Source organism: Paraburkholderia phenazinium (genome assembly GCF_900142845.1).
Classification (GTDB): domain Bacteria; phylum Pseudomonadota; class Gammaproteobacteria; order Burkholderiales; family Burkholderiaceae; genus Paraburkholderia; species Paraburkholderia phenazinium_A.
Window position 1 is genome coordinate 379,632 of sequence record NZ_FSRU01000001.1, and the last position, 26,247, is coordinate 405,878.

Sequence of the window (26,247 nt, forward strand, 5' to 3'; positions counted from 1 at the left end):
CAGCCCCGCACAACCAGGGCACTGACGGGCTTATCCTGAGCCGCACGCGCGCCTTTGTCGAGGTGGGAGTAACGCCGATCTATCAGACTAAAGCGGCTTCCTTCGACTCGGCCTGGCGCGCCTTCGCGTTGCGTTGCAAGGGCCTCGAAGGCGCTGCGTGGGCAACCGGCGCGACGTCCGCCACCGTGAACAGGCGCACGGCTTCGTCCAGCACATCGGCCTGTTCCGCGAGACGTTGCGCCGTCGAGGCGGCTTGCTCGACGAGCGCGGCATTCTGCTGCGTGGCGCCATCCAGATGCGAGACGGCCTGATTCACCTGACGGATACCCTCCGCCTGTTCGCTGCTCGCATTTGCCACTTCGACGATGATCGACGAGACGCGGCTGACAGCCTCATCGATCGCGCGCATTTGCGAGCTGGTGCGCGCCACCAGTTCGGTACCTTGCGCGACTTCGGTGGTGCTCGCCTCCACGACCGACTTGATCTCTTTCGACGACGCCGCGCAACGTTGCGCGAGCATGCGCACCTCGCCGGCAACGACGGCGAACGAGCGACCCGCTTCGCCGGCGCGCGCCGCTTCGACGGCCGCATTCAAGGCGAGGATGTTGGTCTGAAACGCGATGCCGTCGATCACACCGGTGATGTCCGCAATGCGCTTCGAAGCGGCGGTGATGCCCGCCATGGTCTGCTCCACCTGGCCCGCGATCTTGCCGCCCACCGCCGCTGCGGCTTGCGCGTCTCTGGCCAGATCGAGCGCGCGCACGCTGGCGTCGGCGTTGGCCTGCACGGTGGTGGTCAGTTGCTCCATGGTCGCCGCGGTTTCTTCGAGTGAAGCCGCCTGCAATTCGGTGCGGCGCGCCAGATCGACATTGCCGCTCGAAATTTCGCGGGCGGCGTCGAGCATGCCGCTGATCTGCGTGCGCACGTCGTAGACGATCGCGGCGAGATTCGCTTTCAACTGGTTCAGCGCCTGCAGGACTTCGCCCAGGTCGTCGTGACGCGCGATCACCAGGTCGGCGGTGAGATCGCCGGCGGCCAGACGCGTCGCGAATCCTGACATCTCGCGCACGGGCTCGGCCAGATGACGGGCAAGCAATTGCCACGAGCCGACGCTGATCAGCGAAGTGACGCCGAAGGCGATCCAGAACGGCAGCGGCGGATGTCCGCCCCACGCGGCGACACCCGTCAGCAGCAACGCGAGCGGCGCCAGCGCATAGCCGAAGGCCGCGCGGCTTGCGACCGGTAGCCGCATCATCGCCTGCAGTCGCCCCGCCAGGCCGGTCCTTACGACCGTGCCGCGATGCAGCTTGTGCGAGCGCGAGTTGCCCTCGCGGATCTTCGCGTAGAGCGCTTCGGCTGCGCGCACGGCCTCGCGGGCCGGCTTCACACGCACGCTCAGATAGCCCACCACGGCGCCTTTTTCGACCACCGGCGTGACGCTCGCGCGTACCCAGTAATAGTCGCCGTTCTTGCGCCGGTTCTTGACCAGCGCGGTCCAGGGACGGCCGTCGCGAATGGTTGTCCACATGTCGGCGAAGGCTTCGCGGGGCATGTCCGGATGGCGAATCAGATTGTGCGGCTGGCCGATCAGTTCGTCTTTCGTATAACCGGAAACCGCAATGAACGCCGGATTGCAGTACTCGATGCGGCCGGTCAGGTCGGTCGCGGAGACGAGCATCTGTGAGGAGGGGAATTCAAACTCTTGCTGTGTAACAGGCTGATTGTTGCGCATGGCTTTCCTTGCAGGGTGGGCGCGCACACGGCGCAGCCCTTTCGTCGCTGCAAGGCTTAACGGCAATAACCGCGTGAGCTTGAGGGTTATCCTGGTATTCCGCTCAGGTTTTGTGCTCGCGTTGCCGTTATTGCAGGGTTTGCTAGTAGCATGCGGGGTCCGCCGGACAGCCTCCGGCGCATCTGTGCCGATGCCCTGTGCATCGTGCTTTCAGGGCACTTCAAACGGGTTACACTGCGCCGGAAGACGCGGTCTGGCCTGCGGACGACGCTGCCAGCAATCACGACTGGCAGCAGTCCGCGAGTACCAACGACGTTATCGACGCGACCCTATGCAGAAGACTCTCGACCGTACCCAGGCGTCGCTCGCCCAGGCGTTCGCCTCGCTGGCGAGAAATGCGAAGCGCCAGCAATCGCTCTACCTGACGGCCATCGTCACGCTCATGGCGATCGTGGTCTTCTCGGCACTGCTGCTGGCCGTGCTGGCGGTCGACAACCAGCTCGATTACCGCCGCTCCCTCGTCACCCAATATGCCGCCGACATCTCCTTGCTCCTGCATCGAGAGGTCTCGTTCCTGCGGCGAACCGAACTGACGGTGGGGTACTACCGCCACTCGGGCGACGTGCGCAACCTGCCGGATGGCGTCGAAGCGTCGATCCGGCAAACCGGCATGGCGCGCTGCCATGCCGATGCAGCGGATGCCAGCTTCGACCTGCTGATCGCCGACGCCACGCGCAACGCATGGGACGCCACGCTGAACGACAAACTCCTGTGGCTCTACTGGGCAGGCCAGTCCACGCTGGTGACCCAGCAAGCGTTCGAACTCGATCACCGTGCCATGCTGATTGGCGTCAGTGAGGACTACGCCATGATCCTGCCGGCGGTCGAATCGCAGACGGGAGCCCATACGCCGCGTCTCGCGCCCTCGGACGTGATTACGCTACGCGATACGCTTGAGCGTCAGCTGGCGGCGCAGACCGGTCGACGCGTGCCGGCCAGAGGCGAGCGCCTGTGGGTGGGGCCCTATGTCGACCCGTGGCTCGGCGTGCCGGTGATGACGGCGGTCAGTGCGTACTACGAAGGGGACGTGCCGGTCACGCTTGTGACCATGAGCGTTCCGGTGGACTGGTTGATCGCGCGGCTCTCGCGGCAACCTCGCGCGGGCACGCTGCTGCTGTTGGCGGACGACCAGCGAGCGACGGTGTCGTCGCCGCCCGTGAGCGCCGCGCTCGAGCGCGAGCTGCGCACGATCGGCGCGGAGCTGCCGGATGGCGGCTATCGGTACACGCGTCATGGCGCGGTCTTGCGCGAGCCCATCATCCCAGGCTTCGGCTCGTTGATCGGCTATCTATCCTGGGGCGTGTTGATTGCTACGATCGCCTGGCAACTCGGCGCGGTTGCGGGCGTGGCGTTATGTCTGCTGGTGGGCATCGCGCTCACCGCACGGTTCTGGGGAATGCGCCTGCTGCGCACCAGCCACGACGAAACGACCCGTGCGCTCGAGAACGAGGCGATCAACCATGTCCTCGTCAGCGCCACGCCCATCGGCCTTTGTATTGTCCGGCAAAGCGACTATTCGATCCTGACGGCCAATGCGCTCGCAGGTCAGTTGCTGGGCATCGAGCCATCCGCGAACATGCTGCCCGCGCACATCGTGTCCGCCTTCCAGACGCAGTTCGCCACGCAACCCGGCTCCGTCAATGGCTCGAAGATCGCGGTATTCGCCGTGCCGGCCCAGCCCGGGCAGGCCGATCCGGCGAGCGGGCAGTTCCTGCAACTGACGTGTGCGCCGGCGCGCTATGCCAACGAGGATGTGCTGTTCTGCGCGATCCTCGATGTCACCGCGCAGCACGCGCTCGAGCAGCAGTTGCGCGCCGCGCAGCAGGCGACCGAGACCACCATGCGGGCGCGCTCGACGTTCTTCGCGTCGATGAGCCATGAGATCCGTACGCCGCTCAACGTGCTGCTGGGCAACCTGGAATTGCTCTCGCGTACACCGGGTCTGGAGACACACGAGCAGCGCCTGCGAGCGCTCGGCATGGCCGCCGACGCGCTGCGCCGCATCGTCAACGATATCCTCGATTTTTCGAAGATCGACGCGGGCGAGATGAAGCTCGTGAGCGAGTCGTTCAGGCCGATCGACGACCTCGAAAATCTCGCGCTCTCGTATGCGCCGATGGCCGAGGGCCGGCCGATCCGCTTCTACTCGCATCTGTCGCCGACGCTGGATCAGGTGCTGCGCGGCGACCGGACCCGCATTGCGCAGATCGTCAATAACTTGCTCAGCAATGCTTATAAATTCACGTCCTGCGGCAAGATCATACTCAATGCCGAGGTGCGCGAGGACTTGCAGGGCCGCAGTATTTTGCATTGCCGCGTGTGCGACTCGGGGATCGGCATGGACCCGGCGTTGGTCGCGCGCATCTTCCACCCCTTCATCCAGGGCGAAAGCAGCACATCCAGCCGGTATGGCGGCACGGGCCTCGGGCTCTCGATCTGCGCGAGCCTGTGCGAGTTGATGGGCGGTCATATTGCCGTGGACAGCGTTCAGGGCGTGGGGAGCGCGTTCAGCGTGTCGATTCCGCTGGCGCTTCCACCTGAAGACGAGCGCGTACCGGTGGCCGCGCCGGCGCGGCGCGGCAACGCGATGGTGTTGTGCCAGGAGACGGAGTCCGGCCAGATTATCGATGGCTGGCTCGCCAGCGCAGGATGGTTCACGCGCAGTGTGAACGCGTTGCGCGCCGCCGAGGATTGGCTGCGGGGCAACCAGCCCGATGTGCTGGTGGTCACCGGGGAGTACGGCCTCGAGATCATCGCCGCGTTACGCGCTTTGCAAGCGGTGAAGGCGGTATGGATTACGCGCACGGGTCCGCATCGTCCGACGGCGCGTGGCGAGGGCGTGTTCGAAGTGAGCGAGTTCAGTCGCGTGGCGATTCTGGCGGCGGTGGAATTGGCGGCCAACAAGGCGCATGCGGGAGCGACAGGCGAGGCTTTGGCGACGCCGGATGCGCGTCGTCCGGCCCATGCCGCTGCACCGCCTGCAGCCTCCGCCTCCGGCGAGCCTGCGTTGCTCGGTCTGGCGATTCTCGTCGCTGAGGATAACCCGCTGAACCAGTCGCTGATTGTCGAGCAGTTGAAGGCGCTGGGTTGTGAGCCGATTCTCGCCGGTGATGGTCGCCAGGCGCTGGCGATGCTCGAACACACGGAGGTCGACGTGGTATTGACCGACATCCACATGCCCGTGATGGACGGCTATGAGCTGCTGGCGGCGCTGCATCGGCTTTACCCGGGCTTGCCGGTGTTCGCCTTCAGCGCGGTCACCGATACGCAGCAGACCGACGAGTGGCGTCAGCGTGGTTTCACCGGCTACATTTCCAAGCCGACTTCGCTCGCCGAGCTGGAGGCCGCGCTCAGCGTGTTGGGGGCGAATGAGGAGGAGGGGACGGCGCCTGCGCTCGAGTCCACGGCCGGTGACAGCCTTGACGCCAGGCCCGATTCCACGCTGAAGCCAGCCCCTGAGCCGCAGCCGGTGGCAGGCTCCGCACAGTCCTTCGACGCGGAAACCCAGGCGCGTTATATCGCCATGCTGAAAGAACACCTCGGCACGGACCTGCCCAGGCTGTCCGCAATCGTCGAGCGCCGCGACCGGCTCGCGCTGCGCGATTGGGCCCATAGCGCGGCCGGCGGCTTTCTCATCGTAGGCGAACCGCAGTTCGCGGCGCAGTGCCGCGAGCTGCAAACCCTTTGTCAAAAGCAGGCGCAGTGGAGCGAGCAGTTGGCCGGCCTCGCCATCGAATTGCATGACGGCGTGCGCCATCACTTCGGTCTTGACGAGGCTTCGACGCACTGACGCGCGTCTTCCCCTTCCGCACACGTTCTGTTCTCCCTACGGTTTCTTTGAAGACGAGCCTCAAGATTCCTGTGAGCGCGTCGTAAACGAGCTTGTCTGGGGCGCATGCATTACGCATGCGGCCATGTCCCTCGGGTAGCACCCCGCCTCAGTCATCTCTCCACACGATTCGACCTCACGGGAATTAGTACGATGAAACGCTTGGTTGTCGCTTTGCTTGCAGGCCTGACTGCGCTGTACGGACCGCTTGCGATGGCGGATGAAGTGTATGGGCAGATCGGCACCGAAGGCGCGGGGATTGGCTACGGTCACTCGCTCGGTTCGCTCGCCAACCTTCGCGCGGAATTCAACGGCGTCAGTTTCTCCCATAGCTTCAATTCGGGTGGGCTGCATTACGACGGCACGGCAACGCTCGCACATGCCGGCCTTTATGGCGACTTTTTCCCGGCTCCGACAGTCGTGCCGTTTCGCTTCACCGCCGGCCTGCTGATTGGCGGCGACAATGTGGATGCGAACGCAACCAGCATGTCGGGCACTTACACGATCAATGGCGTGGCGTATTCGACGCTCGGCGAGAGCATTCACGCGAAGGCGACGTTCCCGGCCGTGCGTCCGTACCTGGGCATCGGCTTCGGCCATTCGCCGCTCGCGACCAAGGGCTTCTCGCTGTTTGTCGATGCAGGCGTTGCCTACGGCAAGCCGCGGGTGGACTTCGACGTGCCCGCCAACATCGTCGCCGAAGCGGGTCAGGCGAACGTCGATGCCGAGAAGCAATCGCTGCAGAACACCGCGGACCGCTTGCGCTTTTATCCGATCGTGAAGGTCGGCGTCACTTACCACTTCTAACCTAACGCGCGCTTTCCACGCGCACGTCTAACCCGCGGCTTTGAATCGCGATTCTGCAGCGAAGCGTCGATGCGCGGCGCCCGGTCAGATTCAGCCGGGCCGCTTCGCGATGAAATCGATTTCCACGAGCGCGTCACGCGCGAGGCCCGTGACGCCGATGCAGGTTCGCGCCGGCAATGCATCCTGTGGAAAGTAGGCGCGGTAGGCCTCGTTCATCGCCGCATAATCGCGTTTGAATTCGGTCAGGAAAATGCGCGCCACCAGGACGTGTTGGAGTCCGAGGCCGAGACCTTCGAGCACGATCTTCAGGTTGTCCATCACGCGCTGCGTCTGTGCGCTGACGCCTTCGGGCAGCGGCGCGGCGTCGTCGGTGGGCGAAGTGGGCATCTGTCCCGTCACGAATACCCATCCGTCGCTTTCGCTTGCATGCGAAAACGGCGCGACCGGGGTCGGCGCGTTCGGAATCATCCAGAATGTGGGGCCTTGCGTCATACCGCTTTCTCCATTCACAACGTTGACTTTGAAATAGCCGGACTCGCCGGCTACGTCGAAAGTAACTCGCCAAAATGGATGGAGCAGTGGATGACGCCGCTCGGTGCAATGTCACGCGGACGGCATTTTTCGCATGCTACGATGGTCCGCGATGCGACTGAGGGGCGAGCGAACCATGGCAACCCTATACGACAAGCTGGGTGTTCAGCCGAACGCCACCGTTGAAGAGATCAAGCGCGCGTACCGCAAGGCCGCGATGCGCTGGCATCCGGACCGCAATGCCGGTGCGGAAGAGGCGGCACGTGCCGCGTTTCAGGACATCAAGGACGCCTACGGCATCCTGTCCGATGCGGCCCAGCGTCAGGTGTACGACGCGGTGTTTGCCGAGCAGATGCGCGAATGGGAAGCACATCATCAGCGCGCGGAGCGGGAACGGGCCGAGCGTGAAGAAGCGGCCCGCGCTGCCGAACAGGCCGCCTACGCGAAGATGGTTTCGCTCGCGATGCGCTACGCGGATGAGGGTTACAACCGCGACGTGGTGTTCGGCGTGCTGTTAGGGCATCAATGCGATACAAGCCGCGCGGCACAGATTGCGGATAGCGTGCTGGCGCTGCATGCGTCGCGTCAACAGGCTAGTGTGCCTGAGGAATCTTCATCCGACGAGCCGCAGCAACCATTTGAACATGCTGCGTCGCGAGACGCTCATGCTACGGCCGGGCACGGCGGTACGCTCGGCGGATTGTGGTTTCAATTCCTGAACAGTCTGCGATTTTAAGCCGCGCGCTATCGTGGCGTCCGTCGAAAAAGAGCGTCGCGGCCGCGCTGGCATTGCTTATAGTAGAAGTGTGCCGGATCGGAGAAGAGACGGGTCTGCCGTCTCTTGACGTGCACATCTGACGGGGGAACGGTGCGATGACAACAGCAGCCGGTTCAGCCTACGCAATGCGAACGAGTACGCCCGCCTCGCTACGGGAGCTCGCCAACTATCTCGAACTGGCGCTCGACGCCGGCCAGGCTGTCGTCGTCATGCGCTATGGCACGGGTCAACGTTCGGTGTATATCGGCGACCCGGAGAACTCGCTCGATGCGCTATCCAGTAGCGACGCAGTCCCGGCCCACCTCGCAGAGGAGATGCTTGCGCTCACCGAACCGGGTATGAACCGCATCACCGCTGACGGCCAGGTGTATCGCTTTACGCGAACGCATCGCTATATCGAGGACCGCCAGGCCGTGATTTTCGCGCCGGCATGAACGGGCCCATGCAGGGTCGTCGCGATTGCGCCCGCAGAAAATCAAAAAGCGAACCGAAGTTCGCTTTTTGAAATGACCGACCGCTTGCTGGCGACTAACGAAACGTTACGCGCCGGCCGATACGGTTGCCACGAATTGCTTGGCCGCCTTGGTGGCCGATTCGTACGTAGCGTTGGCTGCGGAGAAGGCCGAGTTCCATGCTGCTACTGCGCCTTCGCTGCCGGCCGGAGCATTCTTCGTGAGGCTTTCGATAAAGCCTTGGGTTTCTTTCTGGGCCTTCTGAAATTGCGCGGTGGCGGCGCTCGAGAACTCAGCTTGCGCACCCGACAGGATTTCGTGCACGTGACGGCCGTATGCAGCCGCCTTTTCCGATGCGGGTTGCGACAGGCTTGCCGACAGTGCGATCAGTTCGCTCGGATCTTTCACCGACGCGGCCCTGGTCACGATAGCTTGCGTTTCGGCGAGCGTGGCTTTGCCGACTTGCAGATTCAATGCAACCAGCTTTTCGATGCTCGCAAACGCCTGGTTCGCGAAGCCGAACAGGGTTTCGAGGCTGGCTTGCTGTGCGGCGATCAATTGTTGGGGGGTAGGCGTGCTCATCACTGCTCCAAAGGGTAAGGCGGCGAGTGCGAGGTGGCTCTGAGTAACACAAGATCCGCGCGCCGCAAGGGCTGAAGGTTTATTGCTGCAGTGCAACAAAACCCATTGTACGGGGGAATTTTGGGATGTCAACCGATTTCGGCGGGGATCGAGCTGGAGCGTCGCCTTCAGGATGCGGATCGTAGCCCTCGGCGTGCCACCGTGGCATAGTGCGACCCATTCACAGGTGATTGCGGGAAGGAGCCGGACGACTTAGATGAACAGCACCCTTGATTCTCATCAGCAGGACCAGGTTGTCCTGCTGGACGACGTGCCGAGTCCGGCCGCCGATGCTCCCGAGCCGTTTGTGGTGGCCAATGAACGGCGTGTGGTGATTGCCTACCGGATCGCCAAGGCGAACTTCGAGCGCTTCGGCCCGTTCGACGAAGACGACGATCCGTTCTGCGCGGTCGAATTTTCGATGGCCGCGTTTCATCAGTTCGGTCCGCCCAACGACGAGGGGCTTTATGCTCATCCGTTGGCGGCGCAAGGCTTACGCGGATATTCGGCGCACGAAATCGTGAACTCGACGCTGGTGGCCGATTCGTGGGGGCCGGACGCGGCGCAGGACGGCTTTCGTCACTATGTCCTCACGTTTCAGGACAGCACCTATGAGTGCGTGGCCGCGGATTGCACCGTGGTCGGCATTTACGGTAACGGCGATATTGCTGCGCGCGAAGCGTTTTCGCTGTGCAAGTGACGGGGTAACGGCGCTTGCGAGGGCGCCGGGTGCGTGAGCTAGTATCGGAAGCCGTCAAGGCGTTTTATCGCTGTTTTTCATGACGGCCTCAACATAAGTTTGTCGCTAATGACAGACTTTAGCTTTGCCAGCAAAACACGCACCGCACCCCCACCCCTTAAACCAACCCCGTCGTGTAATACACCGCAATCACAAAGAACACCGCCAACGTCTTGATGATCGTCACGGCGAAGATGTCGCGATACGACTCGCGGTGCGTCAACCCCGTCACGGCCAGCAACGTAATCACCGCGCCGTTGTGCGGCAGCGTATCCATCCCGCCGCTTGCCATGGCCACCACGCGGTGCAGCACTTCCATCGGGATATGCGCCGCTGTGGCCGCCTTGATAAAGGTATCCGACATGGCGGCGAGCGCGATACTCATACCGCCCGACGCCGACCCGGTGATCCCCGCCAGCGAGCTTACCGACACCGCCGCGTTAACGAGCGGATTGGGAATGCTCTTGAGCGCATCGCTCACCACCAGAAAGCCTGGCAGTGCCGCGATCACGCCACCGAAGCCATATTCCGACGCCGTATTGAGCGACGCCAGCAGCGCACCCGACACAGCAGCCTTGGTGCCGCTAGCGAAACGTTCGCGCATGCGGCGGAACGCGGTCAGCATGACCAGCACGATGCCGAGCAACAACGCACCTTCCACGGCCCAGATGCCGACCACGGTTTTGATCGCCGTCGTGACCGGCGCATGAATGCCGGGCAGCACTTCCGGCGCAACCGTGTACGACGCGCCGTACCAGTCGGGGATCAGCTTGGTCAGCGCGAAGTTTGCGACGCCCACCAGCACGAGCGGTGCGACCGCCAGCAGCGGATGTGGGAGCTGCTTCGACTCGACGCGTTCCGGCTCATTGACGAGCGACGTGCCGTAGCCTTCGCCCTTTGCCATCGCCGCGCGCCGGCGCCATTCCAGGTACGTCAGCCCGACGATGATGATGAACACCGAGCCGATCGTGCCGAGCCACGGTGCGGCCCACGAGGTGGTCTTGAAGAACGTGGTCGGGATGATGTTCTGGATCTGCGGCGTGCCCGGCAGCGAATCCATCGTGAACGAGAAGGCGCCCAGCGCGATCGCACCCGGCATCAGGCGCTTCGGAATATTGCTCTGGCGATACAGCTCGGCCGCAAACGGATACACCGCGAACACCACGACGAACAGCGACACGCCGCCGTAGGTCAGCAGTGCACACACCGCGACGATCACCGCATTGGCCCGCGAGCGTCCGATGTAGCGGATCGCAGCGGCCACGATGGACTCGGAGAAGCCTGACAGTTCGATGACCTTGCCGAACACGGCGCCGAGCATGAACACCGGAAAGTAGAGCTTCACGAAGCCGACCATCTTGTCCATGAAGATGCCGGAGAACACCGGCGCGACAGCGGCGGGGTCGGTCAGCAACACGGCCCCCAGGGCGGCAATCGGCGCGACCAGAATCACGCTGTAGCCGCGATACGCGGCAAACATCAGAAACGCCAGAGCGGCGAGGACGATAACAAAGGACATTGAGTCTCCAAAGCTTGGTTGTTCTACGTGTCCGCGCGCCCGGTGGCGCAGCGACCCGGGCCCCTGAATGCAGGTTCCGTGCCACTCGAGCCAGACCGGCCTGTTGCCTCGCTTTGGCTGCGAAGCGCCGGCGCGCGATTCGAACGATTGTACCGAATCGTCTCAATTTCGGGATGCTGGGCGTCTCAATCTCGATCGTGCGGACCGAGGCGCCTTATTTGACGGGCTTGCCGGTGATCTCCGCAATGAGATAAGCTTGTCTACAAATCGAGACAACGATAACGATAACTGCTTTGCATGGGACCAGAGTAAGCGCTAAAGCGCCAACTCGGGTCGACAGGAGACCACGACGGCATGATGAACGACTGGGCGGGACTGCCCGCCAACTACAGCGATGTACTGCGCAGGGCGATGGAATCGCTGTTTCGGACCTTCGAGAATTTCAGCGAGGGGACGTTCATTGTCGATGCCGATGCCCGCGTGGTCTGGATCAACAAACGCTACGCTGCCCGCTTTGGCTTTGCCGATCCGCAACAGGCGATCGGCCGCGATTGCGAGGCAGTGATTCCCAACAGCCTGATGCGCGAGGTCGTGAAGACCGGCAAGCCGATCCTGCTCGATATCCTCGAGACGGACCGCGAGCCGCTCGTCGTGACGCGTCTGCCGTTGAAGGACGATAGCGGCGCAACGGTCGGCGCGGTCGGCTTTGCCCTGTTCGACGAACTGAAGGCGCTGACGCCGCTCTTCTCCCACTATTCGCGGCTGCAGGAAGAACTGATCGCGACGCGCCAGTCGCTGGCGCAAGCGCGGCGGGCGAAATACACCTTCGCGAGCTTTGTGGGCACCAGCGCGGCGAGTCTCGAGGTCAAGCGCCAGGGGCGCCGCGCGGCCCAGGTCGATTCGCCGGTGCTGTTGCTCGGCGAGACCGGCACCGGCAAGGAACTGTTGGCGCATGCGATCCACGGCGCGTCGGGGCGGGCCAACCAGCCGCTCGTGACGGTCAACGTGGCGGCCATTCCCGACACGCTGCTCGAAGTCGAGTTCTTCGGCGCGGCGCCCGGCGCCTACACCGGCGCCGATCGCAAAGGCCGGGTCGGCAAGTTCGAGCTGGCCAATCGCGGCACGCTGTTTCTCGACGAGGTCGGCGATATGCCGCTGCCGTTGCAGGGCAAGCTGTTGCGCGTGCTGCAGGACAACGAGTTCGAGCCGCTCGGCTCGAACCGCATCGTGCGCTCGGATGTGCGCATCATCGCGGCGACCTCGGCGGATCTGCCGGCGCTGGTGGCGGCAGGGCGTTTTCGCGCGGATCTGTTCTATCGCCTGAACGTGCTGACCATCCATGCGCCGCCTCTGCGCGAACGCATCGCGGATATCGAATCGCTGGCTTACGCGATGCTCGAGGACCTCTCGGCGCGGGTGCACGGCGGCGCTCATTTCGAACTGCAGGAAGACGCGCTGCGCTTCTTGTGTTCGCACACGTGGCCGGGCAACGTGCGTGAATTGCGCAATACGCTGGAGCGTGCGGTGATGTTGTCGGATAGCGAACGCATCGATGCCGACGCACTCGCGTCTTTCATCAGTCCGCTGCCGGCGGGTGGTCATGGGGCAAAGGGCATGGCGTTTGCGCCGGTTGGGCAGAGTGCCCCGGCCGTATCGCAGGCGTCGGTTGCTTCGCCCGAGGCCGTGCAGGCGTCGTGGGCCGAGGCGATGGCCGGCTTCGAGAAGCGCTTTCTGAGTGACGCGCTGCGCGCCAACGGTGGGCGCGTGATCGAGGCGGCCGCGCAGATCGGCATGGGGCGCGCCACGCTCTACAAGAAAATCGCGGCGTACGGGATCGAGGTCTGAGCAAAGGCGGCTGCCGCGTCGCGACGGCGGATGCATTGAGCGGTTTGGTCAATCGATGCAGTCGGAGGTGTCATGAAACCCTGGCCTGTCGCAATCCTGCCATTCCTGCTGAGCGCGGCGCTTCATGCTCAGGAGCCCGAACTCAAGAACTGGTACAACGACCCGTTCTTCGCGCTTTCGCAAGGCTTCGCCGACTGTCCTGTGCCTCTCGGGCCGTTCATGAACCACGCGGAAATGGAGGACGACGCGCACTACCGTGTCGAGCGCGGCACGACCTGCTGGCTGGCGCACAAGTGCACCAAGCCAAACTCGTATATGTACGACGCGGATATCGCCGGGGCGATTCGCGCCCACTTCACCGATTCCCATGTCTTCGACGGCACGAGCGTGTGGATTACCGTGCAACGGCGCTTTGTCTACGCCGAAGGATGCGCGCCGCGCGCGTTCGATGTTCATGCGCTGCAACAACAGCTCGAAGCTATTCCGGATGTCGAGCAGGTCTTCGTGCGTATCAGCGCGGATGCGCGCGGGCCGCTTCCCTACAAAACGCTTGCCGCGCCTAACCAGCCCGCAAGCGAACCCGCGAACGATCCCGCTACTCACGAGTGACGCAGTGCAGCGCGCGCGTGGCACAATCGCTGGGTCGAAGAATTAGAAAGGGATCGGGGTTCTCAATGAAACGCAGCTACACATCCTCTGTTCGAACCAGCCGCCTTATGCGTACCGCGCTTGGCGCGACCGGTCTCGCTGTGCTGGCGGCGCTCGCCGGGTGCAGCAGCAGCCCGCCGCTGTTCCTGCCGGACGGCCGTCCGACTACGCTCGTGCAATGTCCGGAAGGCTCCGATTCGTGCGCACAGCAGGCACGCGCCAATTGCAGCGGCCAGTTCGAGGTGGTGCGCCAGTCGAGCGACAACGGCACGCTCAGTCTGATCTACGCGTGTCCGGTACGGGCACAGTAGAGGCGGGCACCGCCGTTCGTGCCGGGCAAGTGCAGCGGCGGACGGATGACGATGGATCATGACGGATCAGCTCAGGCTGGCGCCAGATTGAAGGCGCCAGCCGGCGTGTCACGCCTTGGCGTTGCCTCTCCCATACGACGATGACCTGAACCAACGCCGCGCCGAAACCGGCGGGTGGCCCACCGCGTACAAGAATCCCCCGCGCGTTGAGCGTTCAATTTCCCATCGCATCATCAGTGCGGCGCACAAAACGGTCATATTGGTCAGGGCTTAATTCAACTATGAGACCGTCTCGCGAATGTATTGCCAGACGGGAGTGATTCATTGTCCGATATTTATTTCGAGAATATGAAATAGATGGGTAGCCTCCGCCTCGCCATCTTTAATGGATTTAATTTAATCACCGGCGTTGCCTGATCGATGAACTCATGTCGTTCAGTGCGGCGGCCAACGGAAGCTCGCTGTATCTGCCTTTATCGTCATGGGTAGAGCGCTCCCGCAGTCGCGTCCATGTCAACGGGCCGACATATTGCCAATTCGTAGCGAAGAAAAGGCAGGCGAGGAAAATTTCCGGTCTACGGTGAAAGAGGCGCCGCGCGGCACGTTTCATGCTTTTGTGTTCGGTCTGATAAGAATTTCCGGGGAAAGCAATGAATCACCACCAACTCGAAAAAGACATTGAGCATCTGGAACACGTGATTACGCGGATTTCCGCCGCGGACCGCATTCCGCTATCGTATTGGCGGAGTCGGCTCAAATCGATATTGGGCGCGGCTTTGGTGCCGTCGCAGGCGAGCCGTCTCAAACGGCTCAACGACGCGCTTAGCGCGCTCGAGGCAAGAGAGAACCTGGCGCCCAGCGCGGGCAATGTGCGGTAACGTTGAGCTGGTGAAGCCATAACGTTACGTATCATTCTTACCTGGCAGGCCGAAGCGACCTGCAGATTCTGCCGGGCCGTGCCGGTTGCAATGAGCGAGGTTCTCGGGGCCGAGAACCGGACGTCAGCCGATGCGCCCTCAACAACGTAGCGACGCAGGTTCACTGCGCACCCAGGACGACCGATGCAGAAAGCAGGCTTTTCCGCGGCAAGACTCGCGCAATTGACGTCGGCCATGCAGGGCTATGTCGACCGGGGTGAGGTAGCCGGCGTCGTCACGCTTGCCTGGCGGCGCGGCGAAACGGCGCACTTCGAGCCGTTGGGGTGGCGCGACGACGCCGAACAGCTTCCCATGCAACGCGACACCCTGTTCCGAATCGCCTCCATGACCAAGCCGGTCACGAGCGCGGCCATCATGATGCTGATCGAACAGGACCAGCTCACGCTCGACGCACCTGTTGCGCAATGGTTGCCTGAACTGGCGGCGCCGCGCGTGCTGCGCGATCCGGCAGGGCCGCTCGATCAGACGGACGCCGTGCGCGCCCCGCTTACCGTGCTCGATCTGCTCACCCACCGCGCCGGCTTCGCATACCACTTCACCGCCACCGGGCCGCTCGCCGGGGCTTACGAGACTGTGTTCAACGGCGTTGAATCGCGGGCGACGCCCGACGCCTGGCTCGCGCGGGTTGCGACGCTGCCGCTGATGTTCCAGCCGGGCACGCGCTGGCACTACGGCATTGCGACCGATATTCTCGGCGTGCTGATTCAGCGTGTGAGCGGGCTGACGCTTGGCGACTTCTTCCGCACCCGCATCTTCGAGCCGCTCGGCATGCGCGATACGGCGTTCTGGGTGCCCGAGCCGCAACTCGCCCGGCTGGCGACAGCCTACGGCATCCAGCCGGGCACGCGCCAGCGGATCGTCGAGGATCGTCCGGCGACGAGCCGCTGGGCAAATCCGAAGCGCTTTCAAGGCGGCGGTGGCGGACTGGTGTCCACTGCCGAAGACTATCTGCAGTTCGCGCGTTTGCTGCTGGGGCGTGGACGGGTTGGGCAGACACGTCTGCTCTCGCATCGCTCGGTCGATCTGATGCGCTCCAATTTCCTCAGCCGCGATCAGCGCCGGGTGCCGGCGTTCGGACATATCGTCTGGGCGGGCCAGGGTTTCGGGCTGGGCTTGTCGATTGTCGACGACCCTGCGCAGCAGTTGCCGCTCGGCTATCGGTCAACCGGCTCATTCGGTTGGCCGGGCGCATACGGCACGAGTTGGTTTGCCGATCCCGTGGAAGATCTGATTGGTCTGATGTTGATTCAGCTGCGCGCGCTCGAGCCGTTTCCGATGCCGATCGAATTCGAGCGGCGCCTTTATGACGCTATCGACGACTGACCGCATGGCTTGTTTCGGTAGCGCGAATCCGGGAATGCGTGAACGAGTGCTATCCGGCACTTTTTCGATCTGATAGGGTCACACTGCAGTTATCCAACCGACTGGAGACGACGCTTCATGGCCACTTACAAACAATTGACTGCGCAGCTCGAAAAGCTTCACAAGGAAGTCGCTGTCGCTCGTGAAAAGGAAATAGAGCTGGCGATTGCCGATATCAAGCAGAAGATTGTGGAATACGGCATCACCGCGGAGGAACTTGGCTTCTCGAGCAAACGTGCGGGGGCGAAGAAGACGCCGCTGCCGGCGAAATATCGCAACCCGAAAACCGGCGAGACCTGGAGTGGCCGCGGCCGTTCGCCGGGCTGGCTGGCAGGCAAGAATCGCGAACGCTTCCTGATCACCGATTAAGCGTTACGTACGGGACGGCGCGTCCTGCAACGACGTGCCTTCCCCCACAAGTGAAGCGGCGGCGCCGATTTTGCGCACCGCCCCACTGGTCCCGAAAACCCTCACCTTTCGTATTTGCCGCGGCCGTTGGGCTCCTGCGCGACCGGGCTTTGCGCTCGCGTGACGCCGCTCTCCTTGATCCCTCTTCGTTGAGCTTGCGTCGTGCGCATGCACGGGTCATGAGCGCCGTTGTGCGCGCTGACCGGCGCCTCGCGTGAAGTTGGAATCCCTTATCTGATAAGCGTTTGCGCGTTTTATTACGCCGTGTGGCTTGTCGCTCGCCCCGCTTCTGTCTGCCTCGTTTCGTCTATCGTCGCACCATCGATTTATCCGGGAGTCCAGAATGTCCGGTGCGCGCGGCATGCCCATCCACATCACCTCAAGCAGCTGTTGGGCTGTTTTCGCCGCTGGTCCCGAAAACCCTCACCTTAACGTCGAAACCGTTGCCAACGCATCGGTGTGCCCAGGACAAACCCGGAGTTGAGTCCGTCTCATACCCCGGATCAAAAAACATCGATTCATGGTGGCGCAACTCGAATAGCACAATCCGCTCATCCACCCAACCCTTGACGGGATCAGACATGAGCGTATCGACGGAAAAGCAGTTGTATATCGGTGAAGGTTTTGAAGGCCCGGGCGTGAACCTCGCGCACATCAATGTATTGGTCGGTCCGCGCAATGGACCGGCAGGCCAGGCATTCGCCACCGCGCTGTCGACGCCGTCCGCCGGTCATGCGCCGTTCGTCGTGATCGCCCGTCCCGGCATTCCGACCAAGCCGCTCACGCTCTATGTGAACAAGGCACAGATCGAAGGCGACTTTCACGGCAACGCAACGTGGGGTGCCTCGCAAGCCGGCATCGCCAAGGCGGTCGCCGAATCGCTCGAGAATGGCACGCTGCCGCCGGAAGCGGAAAACGACTGGGTCGTCGTGTCGGCGAACTGGGTGAATCCGAAGACCGACGATCTCGATGCCGTGTTCGAGAACAACTACCGCGCGTGCAAGAACGCGATTCTCGCGGCGATGAAAGGCCTGCCGCATCGCGACGAAGTATTTGCCGCCGCGCGTGAAGTGTCGAACCCGTTCTATACGCCGAAACAACGCTAAAGCACCTATTGAAACGCCGCGGTTTGCGCGCCGTGCGAGCAGCGCAGCCGTCGCAGTGAGGAGACAACACAATGGAATACATTCGCCTCGGCCAATCGGGCCTGAAGGTTTCGCGCTTGTGCCTCGGCACGATGAACATGGGCACGCCGCAATGGAAGCCGTGGATTTTCGACGAAGCGCAAAGCGAGCCGATCGTGCGTCACGCGCTGGACGCGGGCGTGAACTTTATCGACCTCGCGGATTTCTATTCGACCGGTGTCGGCGAAGAAGTGGTGGGCCGCATTCTCAAGCGCATCGCGCGCCGTGAAGAGATCGTCGTGACGACCAAGGTCGGCTACGACATGGGCACGTATCAGAACGCCGGCGGCCATTCGCGCAAGCACATCATGGACGGCATCGACGCGTCGCTCACGCGTCTCGGCATGGAGTACGTCGATATCTACATGCTGCATTTCTTCGACGTGAACACGCCGGTCGAAGAAACCATGGGCGCGCTGAACGATATCGTGCGGGCCGGCAAGGCGCGTTATATCGGCGTGTCGACCATGTATACGTGGCAGTTCGCCAAGATCATGCAGGTGTGCGAGCGCAATGGCTGGCACAAGCCCATCAACATGCAGTTGCAGTTGAACCTCGCGTACCGCGAGGAAGAGCGCGAGATGATTCCGTATTGCGAGGATCAGGGCGTGGGCGTGTCGGTGTTCAGCCCGCTTGCACGCGGTCTCCTGACAAGCGATCCGAACTCGACGCGCAACCAGACCGACTTCTTCACCGCGCAAATGTATGGCGATGCGGCTTCGCGCGAGATTGCTGCGTCCGTGGCGCGCGTGGCGGCGGCGCGTGGCGTATCGGCGGCGCAAATCGCCCAGGCGTGGGTGCTCAATCACGGCGGTGTCGCAAGCATGCTGGTGGGAGCGGATACGCCGGCGCAGTTCGACAGCGCGCTCGCCGCACTCGACACGAAGCTCTCCGCCGACGAACTCTACGAACTCGAACGTAACTACACGCCGTGCGATCTGATCAACGATTACACGGCCGGCAAGCGCATCGCTCGCGAATCGCGTCCCGCGCAAGGGACGTTCGTTCAATCTCTGGATAAAGCAGCATGAGTGAATTTCTCCGTACCGGGCACTATATCAACGGCGAGTGGTATGCCGGCGCCGAGACCTATCCCGTTTCCAATCCCGCCACGGGCGAGTTGATTGCCCATGTCGCCAGGGGCGGCGCGGCGGAAACTGCGCAGGCGATCGCCGCGGCAGAGCGCGCTTATCCGGCATGGCGCGCGTTGACCGCGAAGGAACGCGGCGCGCGCGTGAAGCGCTGGGGCGAACTGATGCTCGAGAACCGCGATGCATTGGCGGAATTGATGTCGCGCGAACAGGGCAAGCCGCTTGCCGAAGCGCGCGGCGAAGTGGGCTATGCGGCGAGCTTCTTCGAATGGTTCGCCGAAGAGGCGAAGCGAGCCTATGGCGACGTGATTCCGAGCCCGAATCCAAAGGCGAAGATCATCGTGACGCGTGAGCCGGTTGGCGTGGTGGCCGCCATCACGCCGTGGAATTTCCCGCTGGCGATGATTACGCGCAAGGCCGGTCCGGCGCTCGCGGCAGGCTGCACGATGGTGCTCAAGCCGTCTGAAGAAACCCCGTTGTCGGCGTTTGCGCTGGCGGTGCTGGCCGAGCGTGCGGGGATTCCGGCGGGCGTATTCAACATCGTGTCCGGCGATGCCGTGGCGATTGGCGGCGCCTTGACGGCATCGTCCGTGGTTCGCAAGTTATCGTTCACCGGTTCGACGCGGGTGGGCAAGCTGCTCGCGAAGCAATCCGCGGATACGCTCAAGAAGCTCTCGCTCGAACTCGGCGGTAATGCGCCCTTCATCGTGTTCGACGATGCGGATATCGACGCCGCCGTTCAGGGCGCGATGGCTTCGAAGTTTCGCAACACCGGCCAGACCTGTGTGTGCGTGAATCGCTTCTACGTGCAGGACGGCGTTTACGACGCGTTCACCCAGGCGCTGACGCAGGCGGTGCAGAAGATGCGTGTGGGTAACGCGCTTGAGGGCGAAGTCGAGCAGGGACCGCTGATCAACGCTGCTGCGTTGAAGAAAGTGGAGACCCATGTTGCCGATGCCTTGCAGAAGGGCGCCAAGGTGTTGACGGGCGGCAAGCGTCACGCGCTGGGTGGCACGTTCTATGAGCCGACGGTGCTGGTCGACGCGTCGAAGTCGATGCTGATCGCTGCAGAGGAAACGTTTGGCCCGGTTGCTGCCTGCTTCCGTTTCAAGACTGAGGAAGAAGCGATCGCTGCCGCCAACGACACGCCGTTCGGCCTGTCCGCGTACTTCTATACGCGCGATCTCGGCCGCGCGTGGCGCGTGTCCGAGGCGTTGGAAAGCGGCATGGTGGCCGTCAACGAAGGCATCCTCTCCACCGAAGTGGCGCCGTTTGGCGGCGTGAAGGAATCGGGCCTGGGCCGTGAAGGTTCGAAGTATGGGCTCGACGAGTACATGGAACTGAAGTACACGATGATGGGCGGTCTCGGCCGCTGAGCGTCGTCGTCGTACTAGCGGCAAGAACGGTCCGCTTCGCGTTGTACAGTTGTACACGCGCGAAGCGGACCACGCAGCATTGCGCGCAATCCTCCGCTCAGAAATTGACCGCCTTGTTTCCTGCTACGGGAAACGCCGCATCAAGCACCGAACGGAGCAGCCTGGTATGCGTTTCACCCGCGTCCAGGACGATCAGATTGTCGGCGAACGCCGTGTCGACGGAGAGATCTTCGTTGAGGATAGCCTGCAGCGCCGCTTCCGATGAAACAAACACCACATCCCGATCAGCCTGGTCTTCGGAGGTCACGTCAGGTGGCTCCGGCGTAATGTCCGGATCGAATCCAGCTTCAGTGGCGTGAAAAAATCCCCACGTGCCGATTTCGATCAGGAGGACGTAGAAATCAGGTAGCGCCATCAAACGACCGACCGGCAGCGAAGCTTCCAGCCGGGCTTGCAAGCCCTTAAGTGCCTCGATGGCCGCCATGCGCAGCTTCATGTTGCTTAACGCGCCGTCAACCGCCGTTTCCGGCAGCACGCCGACGTCCATGGCTTCTCGCGTCGCAACGGCCACCGTGAGCGCATGAGGGTGCCCAATATTAAACTCGATCTTCAATTCGCAGATTGCGCACATCTTTTCGGTTCCGTGTTGAGTGCCACAGGCCTGTTACGGCGTGACGATGTTGAACCAGAAGTCGAAATTGTCGAGCCAGGATACGAATTCACCCAGTTTCGGCGTGCTGCCGGTAATCTTGGTTTTACCGGCCATCACCAGTTTTTCCATGGATGTATTGCCCATCATGACTTCGTTGAGATCCGCGCGCGTCATGGTGACCGACGCGTCCGCACTATCCGACGTCTTGCCTTTGGAATAATGAAGCGCGGAATTTTCGACGCCGACCACGTAGTTTTCGTTCGTGTCGGTCATCACGAAGTTGAAGGTAATGGATTTGCCGGCCGCGCGCGTGCCGTTCAGGCGAACACCCTGATAGTCCAGGAACATTTCCAGCGGCATGGCTTTGATGGTGTCCGGGCTTTGCGAACTGCCGAACGGGACCTTATGCACACCGTTGCGTAACTCCATGGCGCCGGTGAGATAGAAATTGCGCCATGGCGCCGATTCTGCCTGGTAGCCCATCTGTTCGTACGCATCGGCGAGCATGTGCTTGGCTGCCACATTCTGCGGATCGGCAAACACAACGTGGTTCACCACTTCGGCAACCCAACGATATTCACCTCTGTCGTAGTAATGCTGGGCTTTCTGCAGCACCGCGGCCGAGCCACCCATAAACTCGACATAGCGCTTGCCGTTTTCGACAGGCGGTAGCCGGTGGAGATTGGCCGGCACACCGTCGAAGAAGCCGAGTCGCAGGTTGTATTGCGCCACCAGGTCATGGAACACCGTCCCGTAGTAACTGCGGCAATACCAGTGTTTCGCGAGACTGTCGGGCAAGCGCACGGTCTCTGCGATTTCGAGTGGCGTGAATCCCGTATTGGCAAGGCGCATGGTCTGGTCGTGCAAATACCGGTACATGTCGCGTTGCGCTTTCAGGAAGGCGACGATGCGCTCGTTACCCCATGTTGGCCAGTAATGCGAAGCAAACAGCACTTCCATTTCGCCACCGAACATGTCGATGGCAGCCTGGAGGTATTTCGACCAGAGCAAGGCGTCCCGAACCTTGGCGCCGCGCAACGTGTAGAGGTTATGCAGTGTGTGAGTAGCATCCTCCGCGGCGCAGAACGCCTTGAACTTCGGGATGTAGAACATGAACTCGGACGGCGCTTCGGATTCCGGCGCCATGATGACGGTCATGTCGACGCCATCCAGCGTCAGTTTCTGGCCCGTCGTGGTTGCAAAGTCGGTCGGCGTGATGAGTGTGATGGCGCCAATGGACGTTGTTTTGCCCAGGCCGCCGTCGACTACCCCAGTGGGGTTGCGCGGCAGCAGATTGCCGTACATATAGGCGGCCCGCCGGCTCATCGCGTTCCCGGCGATCACGTTTTCGCCGACCGCCGCTTCAGTGAAACCCGCCGGTGCGTAGATTTTTATCTTGCCCGATTTGATATCGGCTTCGTCGACGATCCCGCGAATGCCGCCGTAGTGGTCCGCGTGGCTATGCGTGTAAATGACGTGGGTAATTGGCCGGTCACCGAGATGCGGAACGACCAGTTGCTTCCAGACCACCACTGAGGCGTCTTCGGTCATCAGCGGGTCAATCACAATCCAGCCGGTATCGCCGCGGATAATGCTCATTACCGACAGGTCATAACCGCGAACCTGCCATATTCCATCCACGACTTCAAAAAGGCCGTGATTCATATTCAGTTTGGCATTACGCCATAAACTGGGATTAACTGAATCAGGTGCATTATTATCAGGGCCGCCGCTAATAAAGGCGAATTGACCCAGGTCCCAGGCGGCGCCGCCTTTTGAACTGGGAATAATGCCGGGATCGGGCAGAGTGGCAATGAGTCCGCGCGTAGCGTCCTGGAAGTCCTGAGTATCGTCAAATGCGAGCTGATTGGCATAAACCGCGTTCGCGTCACGGGTGGCCTTGGTGGGCGGCTTTGCGCCGGTACCCGTCGCTTTCGGGCTTGCTGGGTTTTGGGCGAGCGCTTCGCCTACGACGGTGCCGAAGCCCGTCGCGATACCGACGGTTGCAACACCTTTTAGAAAATCACGACGTTTAGTAGCGGAAGCCGGATTATTTTCGTCGGACATACACCTACCTCCAGATTTACCGGATATCCCACGGGCGAATGCCGATGCGGGTTTATTGCGGACGCCAGGCCCTGCGGCGACCGTGCTTAATCGTATGCTAACGTTGGATAATCTGCAATAACCTATAACCTGTGACTATTTCGATTAACGTGATTAATTGATCGAGTGTTGCATCTGGAAAAATAATAATCGAAATGGGTTTTGCTTCAGATTAGCGGGTTCTCGTCGAATGAGACGACTGGGGCGGCATGCACGGTTGCCTTGCCCGGCGGCATGTGTCGCCGGTGGCGGCTGAACCCCGGCTCCCTGCTTGCGCCCGAAGCCTGAGACCGATCCTCAGCAACACGGGGCGCTCGATCGTAGGCTGGGTTGTCCTTCGGTCACGAGGTAGACGTCGTCGACTCTATCGGACGAGCGTCAATACGTCTCTATCTGACGGATAACTCCGCGTCGTGTGTCGACGTGGGAGTGGCTGTTGTCATGAGGTATCCGATTCAGTAGTAGGAAAAATCCCACTCAAATAAGAATCGTCCTAGGTACTTAGGACTCGCGAATCCATACCATTTAGTTGCGCCTGAACGAAAGGCCAATGGTTCAAAACAAAGACCGCCATTTTCCGGCGATGAACCTTGGAGCGCCCAGGGGCGACGGCGCGTCGTACCGAACACGAATTCGCCTTTGACTATCAAGAACGTTATTTACTCATTGGAGCAGCAAAATGAAATCATTCCTCCCCGCAATGGCCATCGTAACGGGCGGTCTGTTGGGCGTTGCATCGCTTGGCGCACACGCAGCTGACGGCACGATCACTTTCACTGGCACCGTGTCCAACACCACGTGCTCGATTAACGGTGCGGCTTCGGGGTCGCCGGCCGATCTGTCGGTCACGTTGCCGACGGTGTCCGCCGGCACGCTGGCGTCGCAAGGCGCTGTAGCCGGTACGTCGAGCCCGACCCAAATGGTGCTGGCACTGAGCGGCTGCACGGGCGAAGCGACCAAGGCGGTAGCCGCCTTCGAAAACGGCCCGACCGTCGACCAGACCACCGGCAACCTGTCCAACCAGACCGCTGTGGGTTCGGGCGGCGCCGGCAAGGTTGAAGTCCGTCTCCTGAACGCCTCGCTTCTGCCGATCAACATCACGACCGGCGCGAACAACGACATCGCCAACAACGGCGCGACGATTACCGGCGGCAACGCCAACCTGAAGTATTTCGCTCAGTACTACTCGACTGGCACGGCCACTCCCGGCGCAGTGAACACGTCGGTGCAATACACGATGCAATACCAGTAAGCCGAAGGCTAAGGCGTTCGCGTAAGCGAACGCCTTTTTAACGGCCAATTTTCAAGATTATTTTCAAAAGGTGAATGTGATGAAGCTGGGTCGAATTGCTCTAGGAATCGGTTTTGCCTGTGCGCTGCTGGCAGGCAACGCAGATGCAAGCGTGACGATTGGCGGCACGCGCGTGGTGTATCCGCTTGACCAACGCGAAGTCACGGTCAAGCTCGATAACGACAGTGCGGCGCCTTCGCTGGTTCAGGTCTGGATGGACGACGGTCACCCGGACGCAAAACCCGGCGACATCAAGGTGCCCTTCGTGATCACGCCGCCGATCTTCCGGATGGACGCGAAGAAGTCGCAGACGCTGCGTGTCATCTATAGCGGCGAAGCCTTGCCGACCGATCGCGAATCCGTGTACTGGCTCAACGTGCTCGATATTCCGCCCAAGGTGGCCGGCACAACCGACGCCAACACCTTGCAGCTCGCCTATCGCACGCGCATCAAAGTGTTCGTGCGTCCCGCGAAGCTGCCTGGCAAACCTGAAGACGCGCCGGCTCAATTGACCTGGAAGGTCGCGGCGGCGTCCGACGGAAAAGGCCAGGCGGTAAGCGTGTCGAATCCGACGCCGTACTACGTGTCGTTTAGCGAAGTGGATGTCGAAAGCGGCGGTCACACGTACAAGAACGAAAAGGGCGGCATGGTGGCCCCCCACGCGACGGAGGTGCTTCCCGTCGCACAGATGAACGCAGTCTCGGCAGGCGCGAAGGTTCACTACACCGCGATCAGCGATTTCGGCGGCGCCATGAACGGCGACGCGACGCTCGCCCAATAGACCGCAGCAGTTAGTCGGTCGGGCGGCAGCCTTCCGCCCATAGACAACCCTTTACTGCACATAGCGTGCGTTGCACAGGCAACGCACAGGGACAACGCACGCCTGTTGCAAAACGTTTGAAGCCAGTCAGATCATGAAACTCTCACCTCGTCATCCTTCGCATGCTCGCACCAGTGCGGTGTCTGGTCCGTTCGGCCTGAATCCGGTAACGGCAGTTGTCCTGACCGTTTTCGCGGTGATGGGCGGCGTCCAGTCGGCGAGCGTGATTGCATCCGAAAGCGGTAGCGGCAACGCCGCCGTGTCGTTCGATTCGACGTTTCTCCGTACCGACCCGAACCAGACCGTGGACGTCGCGCGTTTCGCACGCGGCAACATGGTTTCGCCGGGCGTGTACTCGGTCGACGTCTGGGTGAACGACATCCGCGTGGCGCGGCAGGATGTGCGTTTCGTGGCAGCGCGCGAAGGCGAAACCGCGCGCCCGTGTTTCAGCCGCAAGATGCTGGAGACACTCGGTGTGGATTTCGCCAAGGTGGGTGGAGATGCAGGCAAGGACGCGGCCGCAGACGTGGCGGACGCGAAGGCGAATGGCAACCCTGCCTCTGGCGCCGCCGATGCGGGCGAGTGTATCGACCTGGCTGCCACCGTACCGGACGCGAGCATCGACTTCGACTTCTCGGAGCAGAAGCTGACGCTGACGGTGCCGCAGAAGTACATGCGCAACGCGGCGCGCGGCTATGTGCCGCCGGAGATGTGGGAACAGGGCGTGAACGCGGGCTTCGTGAGCTATGACGCGAATACCTATCACACCGACAGCGCGGGCATCAATTCGACGCAGAGCTATCTGGGTCTCAACGCGGGCGTGAACATCGGCGGATGGCATTTCCGTCATCAGTCGTCGATCACCTCGACGTCCGGACAAGAGACGCAATTTGACAACATCGCGACTTACGTCCAGCACGGTTATTTTACGAAATTTTCATGCGTACACTCGGCAACCGGGTAAGTGATAGCGGTCGTCGTCGGAACGGCTTATAGGACGGCGCGTTTAGCACCGAGGGTGACGTTCCTATCCCGACAACGCGCACGGAAACGTAAACCTACGCCGACAGGCGCAATTTGCAGCAAAACGTAAACTCAATCCATGACGTTCCGCCATCAGCTTGCCATGGAAATGTACACCGAAGGC

General features: G+C 61.9%; 23 protein-coding genes. 17 read left to right on the forward strand and 6 right to left on the reverse strand.

The genetic code is table 11. The annotated features are described in order from the left end of the window. Positions 1 to 82: 82 nt before the first annotated feature. Entirely contained in the window at positions 83 to 1,732 is a 1,650-nt protein-coding gene (locus BUS12_RS01790; protein WP_074293962.1) for a methyl-accepting chemotaxis protein, read from the reverse strand. A gap of 331 nt (positions 1,733 to 2,063) precedes the next feature. Here BUS12_RS01790 and BUS12_RS01795 point away from each other — a divergent pair, with 331 nt between their 5' ends. Together BUS12_RS01795 and BUS12_RS01800 are read left to right on the forward strand one after the other, a co-directional pair. Continuing rightward, entirely contained in the window at positions 2,064 to 5,582 is a 3,519-nt protein-coding gene (locus BUS12_RS01795) for a hybrid sensor histidine kinase/response regulator (protein WP_074293963.1), read from the forward strand. 192 nt (positions 5,583 to 5,774) lie between these two features. Next, a complete protein-coding gene (locus tag BUS12_RS01800; protein WP_074293964.1) occupies positions 5,775 to 6,428 on the forward strand; it encodes a hypothetical protein in 654 nt (217 codons plus the stop codon). A gap of 90 nt (positions 6,429 to 6,518) precedes the next feature. Here BUS12_RS01800 and BUS12_RS01805 read toward each other — a convergent pair whose 3' ends face one another. Next, on the reverse strand, positions 6,519 to 6,920 hold the full coding sequence (locus BUS12_RS01805; protein ID WP_074293965.1) for a RidA family protein: 402 nt from the start codon (positions 6,918 to 6,920) through the stop codon (positions 6,519 to 6,521). A 175-nt stretch (positions 6,921 to 7,095) separates the two neighbouring features. Between BUS12_RS01805 and BUS12_RS01810 the strand changes: the two genes are divergently transcribed. Continuing rightward, on the forward strand, positions 7,096 to 7,695 hold the full coding sequence (locus BUS12_RS01810) for a J domain-containing protein (protein WP_074293966.1): 600 nt from the start codon (positions 7,096 to 7,098) through the stop codon (positions 7,693 to 7,695). A 137-nt stretch (positions 7,696 to 7,832) separates the two neighbouring features. Beyond that, complete coding sequence (locus tag BUS12_RS01815; protein ID WP_074293967.1) at positions 7,833 to 8,171, forward strand: hypothetical protein; 339 nt, start codon at positions 7,833 to 7,835, stop codon at positions 8,169 to 8,171. A gap of 105 nt (positions 8,172 to 8,276) precedes the next feature. Here BUS12_RS01815 and phaP read toward each other — a convergent pair whose 3' ends face one another. Then, entirely contained in the window at positions 8,277 to 8,771 is a 495-nt protein-coding gene (gene phaP, locus BUS12_RS01820; protein ID WP_074293968.1) for a TIGR01841 family phasin, read from the reverse strand. A 256-nt stretch (positions 8,772 to 9,027) separates the two neighbouring features. On the opposite strand from phaP, the gene BUS12_RS01825 reads away from it, so the two are divergent. Beyond that, entirely contained in the window at positions 9,028 to 9,510 is a 483-nt protein-coding gene (locus BUS12_RS01825; protein WP_074293969.1) for a hypothetical protein, read from the forward strand. A 157-nt stretch (positions 9,511 to 9,667) separates the two neighbouring features. Here BUS12_RS01825 and BUS12_RS01830 read toward each other — a convergent pair whose 3' ends face one another. After that, positions 9,668 to 11,068 (reverse strand): GntP family permease, encoded by a 1,401-nt coding sequence (locus BUS12_RS01830; protein WP_074293970.1) that lies wholly within the window; start codon positions 11,066 to 11,068, stop codon positions 9,668 to 9,670. A gap of 354 nt (positions 11,069 to 11,422) precedes the next feature. Here BUS12_RS01830 and BUS12_RS01835 point away from each other — a divergent pair, with 354 nt between their 5' ends. The 9 genes from BUS12_RS01835 (at position 11,423) to BUS12_RS01875 (ending at position 20,231) form a co-directional block, all read left to right on the forward strand. Continuing rightward, positions 11,423 to 12,913 carry a sigma-54 interaction domain-containing protein gene (locus BUS12_RS01835; protein ID WP_074293971.1) on the forward strand — a complete coding sequence of 497 codons (1,491 nt, stop codon included), beginning with the start codon at positions 11,423 to 11,425 and terminating at the stop codon, positions 12,911 to 12,913. Between the two features lie 72 nt (positions 12,914 to 12,985). Then, positions 12,986 to 13,522: a BON domain-containing protein gene (locus tag BUS12_RS01840; protein ID WP_074293972.1), complete on the forward strand. Its 537-nt coding sequence runs from the start codon at positions 12,986 to 12,988 to the stop codon at positions 13,520 to 13,522. 107 nt (positions 13,523 to 13,629) lie between these two features. Beyond that, positions 13,630 to 13,872 carry a hypothetical protein gene (locus tag BUS12_RS01845; protein WP_171991575.1) on the forward strand — a complete coding sequence of 81 codons (243 nt, stop codon included), beginning with the start codon at positions 13,630 to 13,632 and terminating at the stop codon, positions 13,870 to 13,872. A 650-nt stretch (positions 13,873 to 14,522) separates the two neighbouring features. Beyond that, entirely contained in the window at positions 14,523 to 14,750 is a 228-nt protein-coding gene (locus tag BUS12_RS01850; protein ID WP_074293974.1) for a hypothetical protein, read from the forward strand. A 183-nt stretch (positions 14,751 to 14,933) separates the two neighbouring features. Then, complete coding sequence (locus BUS12_RS01855) at positions 14,934 to 16,133, forward strand: serine hydrolase domain-containing protein (protein ID WP_074293975.1); 1,200 nt, start codon at positions 14,934 to 14,936, stop codon at positions 16,131 to 16,133. A 117-nt stretch (positions 16,134 to 16,250) separates the two neighbouring features. Further along, positions 16,251 to 16,541 (forward strand): H-NS histone family protein, encoded by a 291-nt coding sequence (locus BUS12_RS01860; protein ID WP_074293976.1) that lies wholly within the window; start codon positions 16,251 to 16,253, stop codon positions 16,539 to 16,541. A gap of 620 nt (positions 16,542 to 17,161) precedes the next feature. Continuing rightward, positions 17,162 to 17,686 (forward strand): formaldehyde-activating enzyme, encoded by a 525-nt coding sequence (gene fae / locus BUS12_RS01865; RefSeq protein WP_074293977.1) that lies wholly within the window; start codon positions 17,162 to 17,164, stop codon positions 17,684 to 17,686. A 71-nt stretch (positions 17,687 to 17,757) separates the two neighbouring features. After that, positions 17,758 to 18,795 carry an aldo/keto reductase gene (locus tag BUS12_RS01870; protein ID WP_074293978.1) on the forward strand — a complete coding sequence of 346 codons (1,038 nt, stop codon included), beginning with the start codon at positions 17,758 to 17,760 and terminating at the stop codon, positions 18,793 to 18,795. Next, positions 18,792 to 20,231, forward strand: a complete 1,440-nt coding sequence (locus tag BUS12_RS01875) for an NAD-dependent succinate-semialdehyde dehydrogenase (protein ID WP_074293979.1) — start codon at positions 18,792 to 18,794, stop codon at positions 20,229 to 20,231. Before BUS12_RS01870 ends, BUS12_RS01875 begins: the two co-directional genes overlap by 4 nt. A gap of 97 nt (positions 20,232 to 20,328) precedes the next feature. On the opposite strand, the gene BUS12_RS01880 is transcribed toward BUS12_RS01875, so the two are convergent. Together BUS12_RS01880 and BUS12_RS01885 are read right to left on the reverse strand one after the other, a co-directional pair. After that, entirely contained in the window at positions 20,329 to 20,844 is a 516-nt protein-coding gene (locus BUS12_RS01880; protein WP_143788228.1) for a hypothetical protein, read from the reverse strand. 51 nt (positions 20,845 to 20,895) lie between these two features. Continuing rightward, positions 20,896 to 22,950, reverse strand: a complete 2,055-nt coding sequence (locus BUS12_RS01885; protein WP_074293981.1) for an alkyl/aryl-sulfatase — start codon at positions 22,948 to 22,950, stop codon at positions 20,896 to 20,898. 718 nt (positions 22,951 to 23,668) lie between these two features. Between BUS12_RS01885 and BUS12_RS01890 the strand changes: the two genes are divergently transcribed. The 3 genes from BUS12_RS01890 to BUS12_RS01900 all read left to right on the forward strand — a co-directional run bounded on the left by BUS12_RS01890 (position 23,669) and on the right by BUS12_RS01900 (position 26,064). Next, positions 23,669 to 24,241: a fimbrial protein gene (locus tag BUS12_RS01890; RefSeq protein WP_074293982.1), complete on the forward strand. Its 573-nt coding sequence runs from the start codon at positions 23,669 to 23,671 to the stop codon at positions 24,239 to 24,241. Positions 24,242 to 24,320: 79 nt separating this feature from the next. After that, entirely contained in the window at positions 24,321 to 25,061 is a 741-nt protein-coding gene (locus BUS12_RS01895) for a fimbria/pilus periplasmic chaperone (protein WP_074293983.1), read from the forward strand. 133 nt (positions 25,062 to 25,194) lie between these two features. Continuing rightward, positions 25,195 to 26,064 (forward strand): FimD/PapC N-terminal domain-containing protein, encoded by an 870-nt coding sequence (locus BUS12_RS01900; RefSeq protein ID WP_083640200.1) that lies wholly within the window; start codon positions 25,195 to 25,197, stop codon positions 26,062 to 26,064. Positions 26,065 to 26,247: the final 183 nt, after the last annotated feature.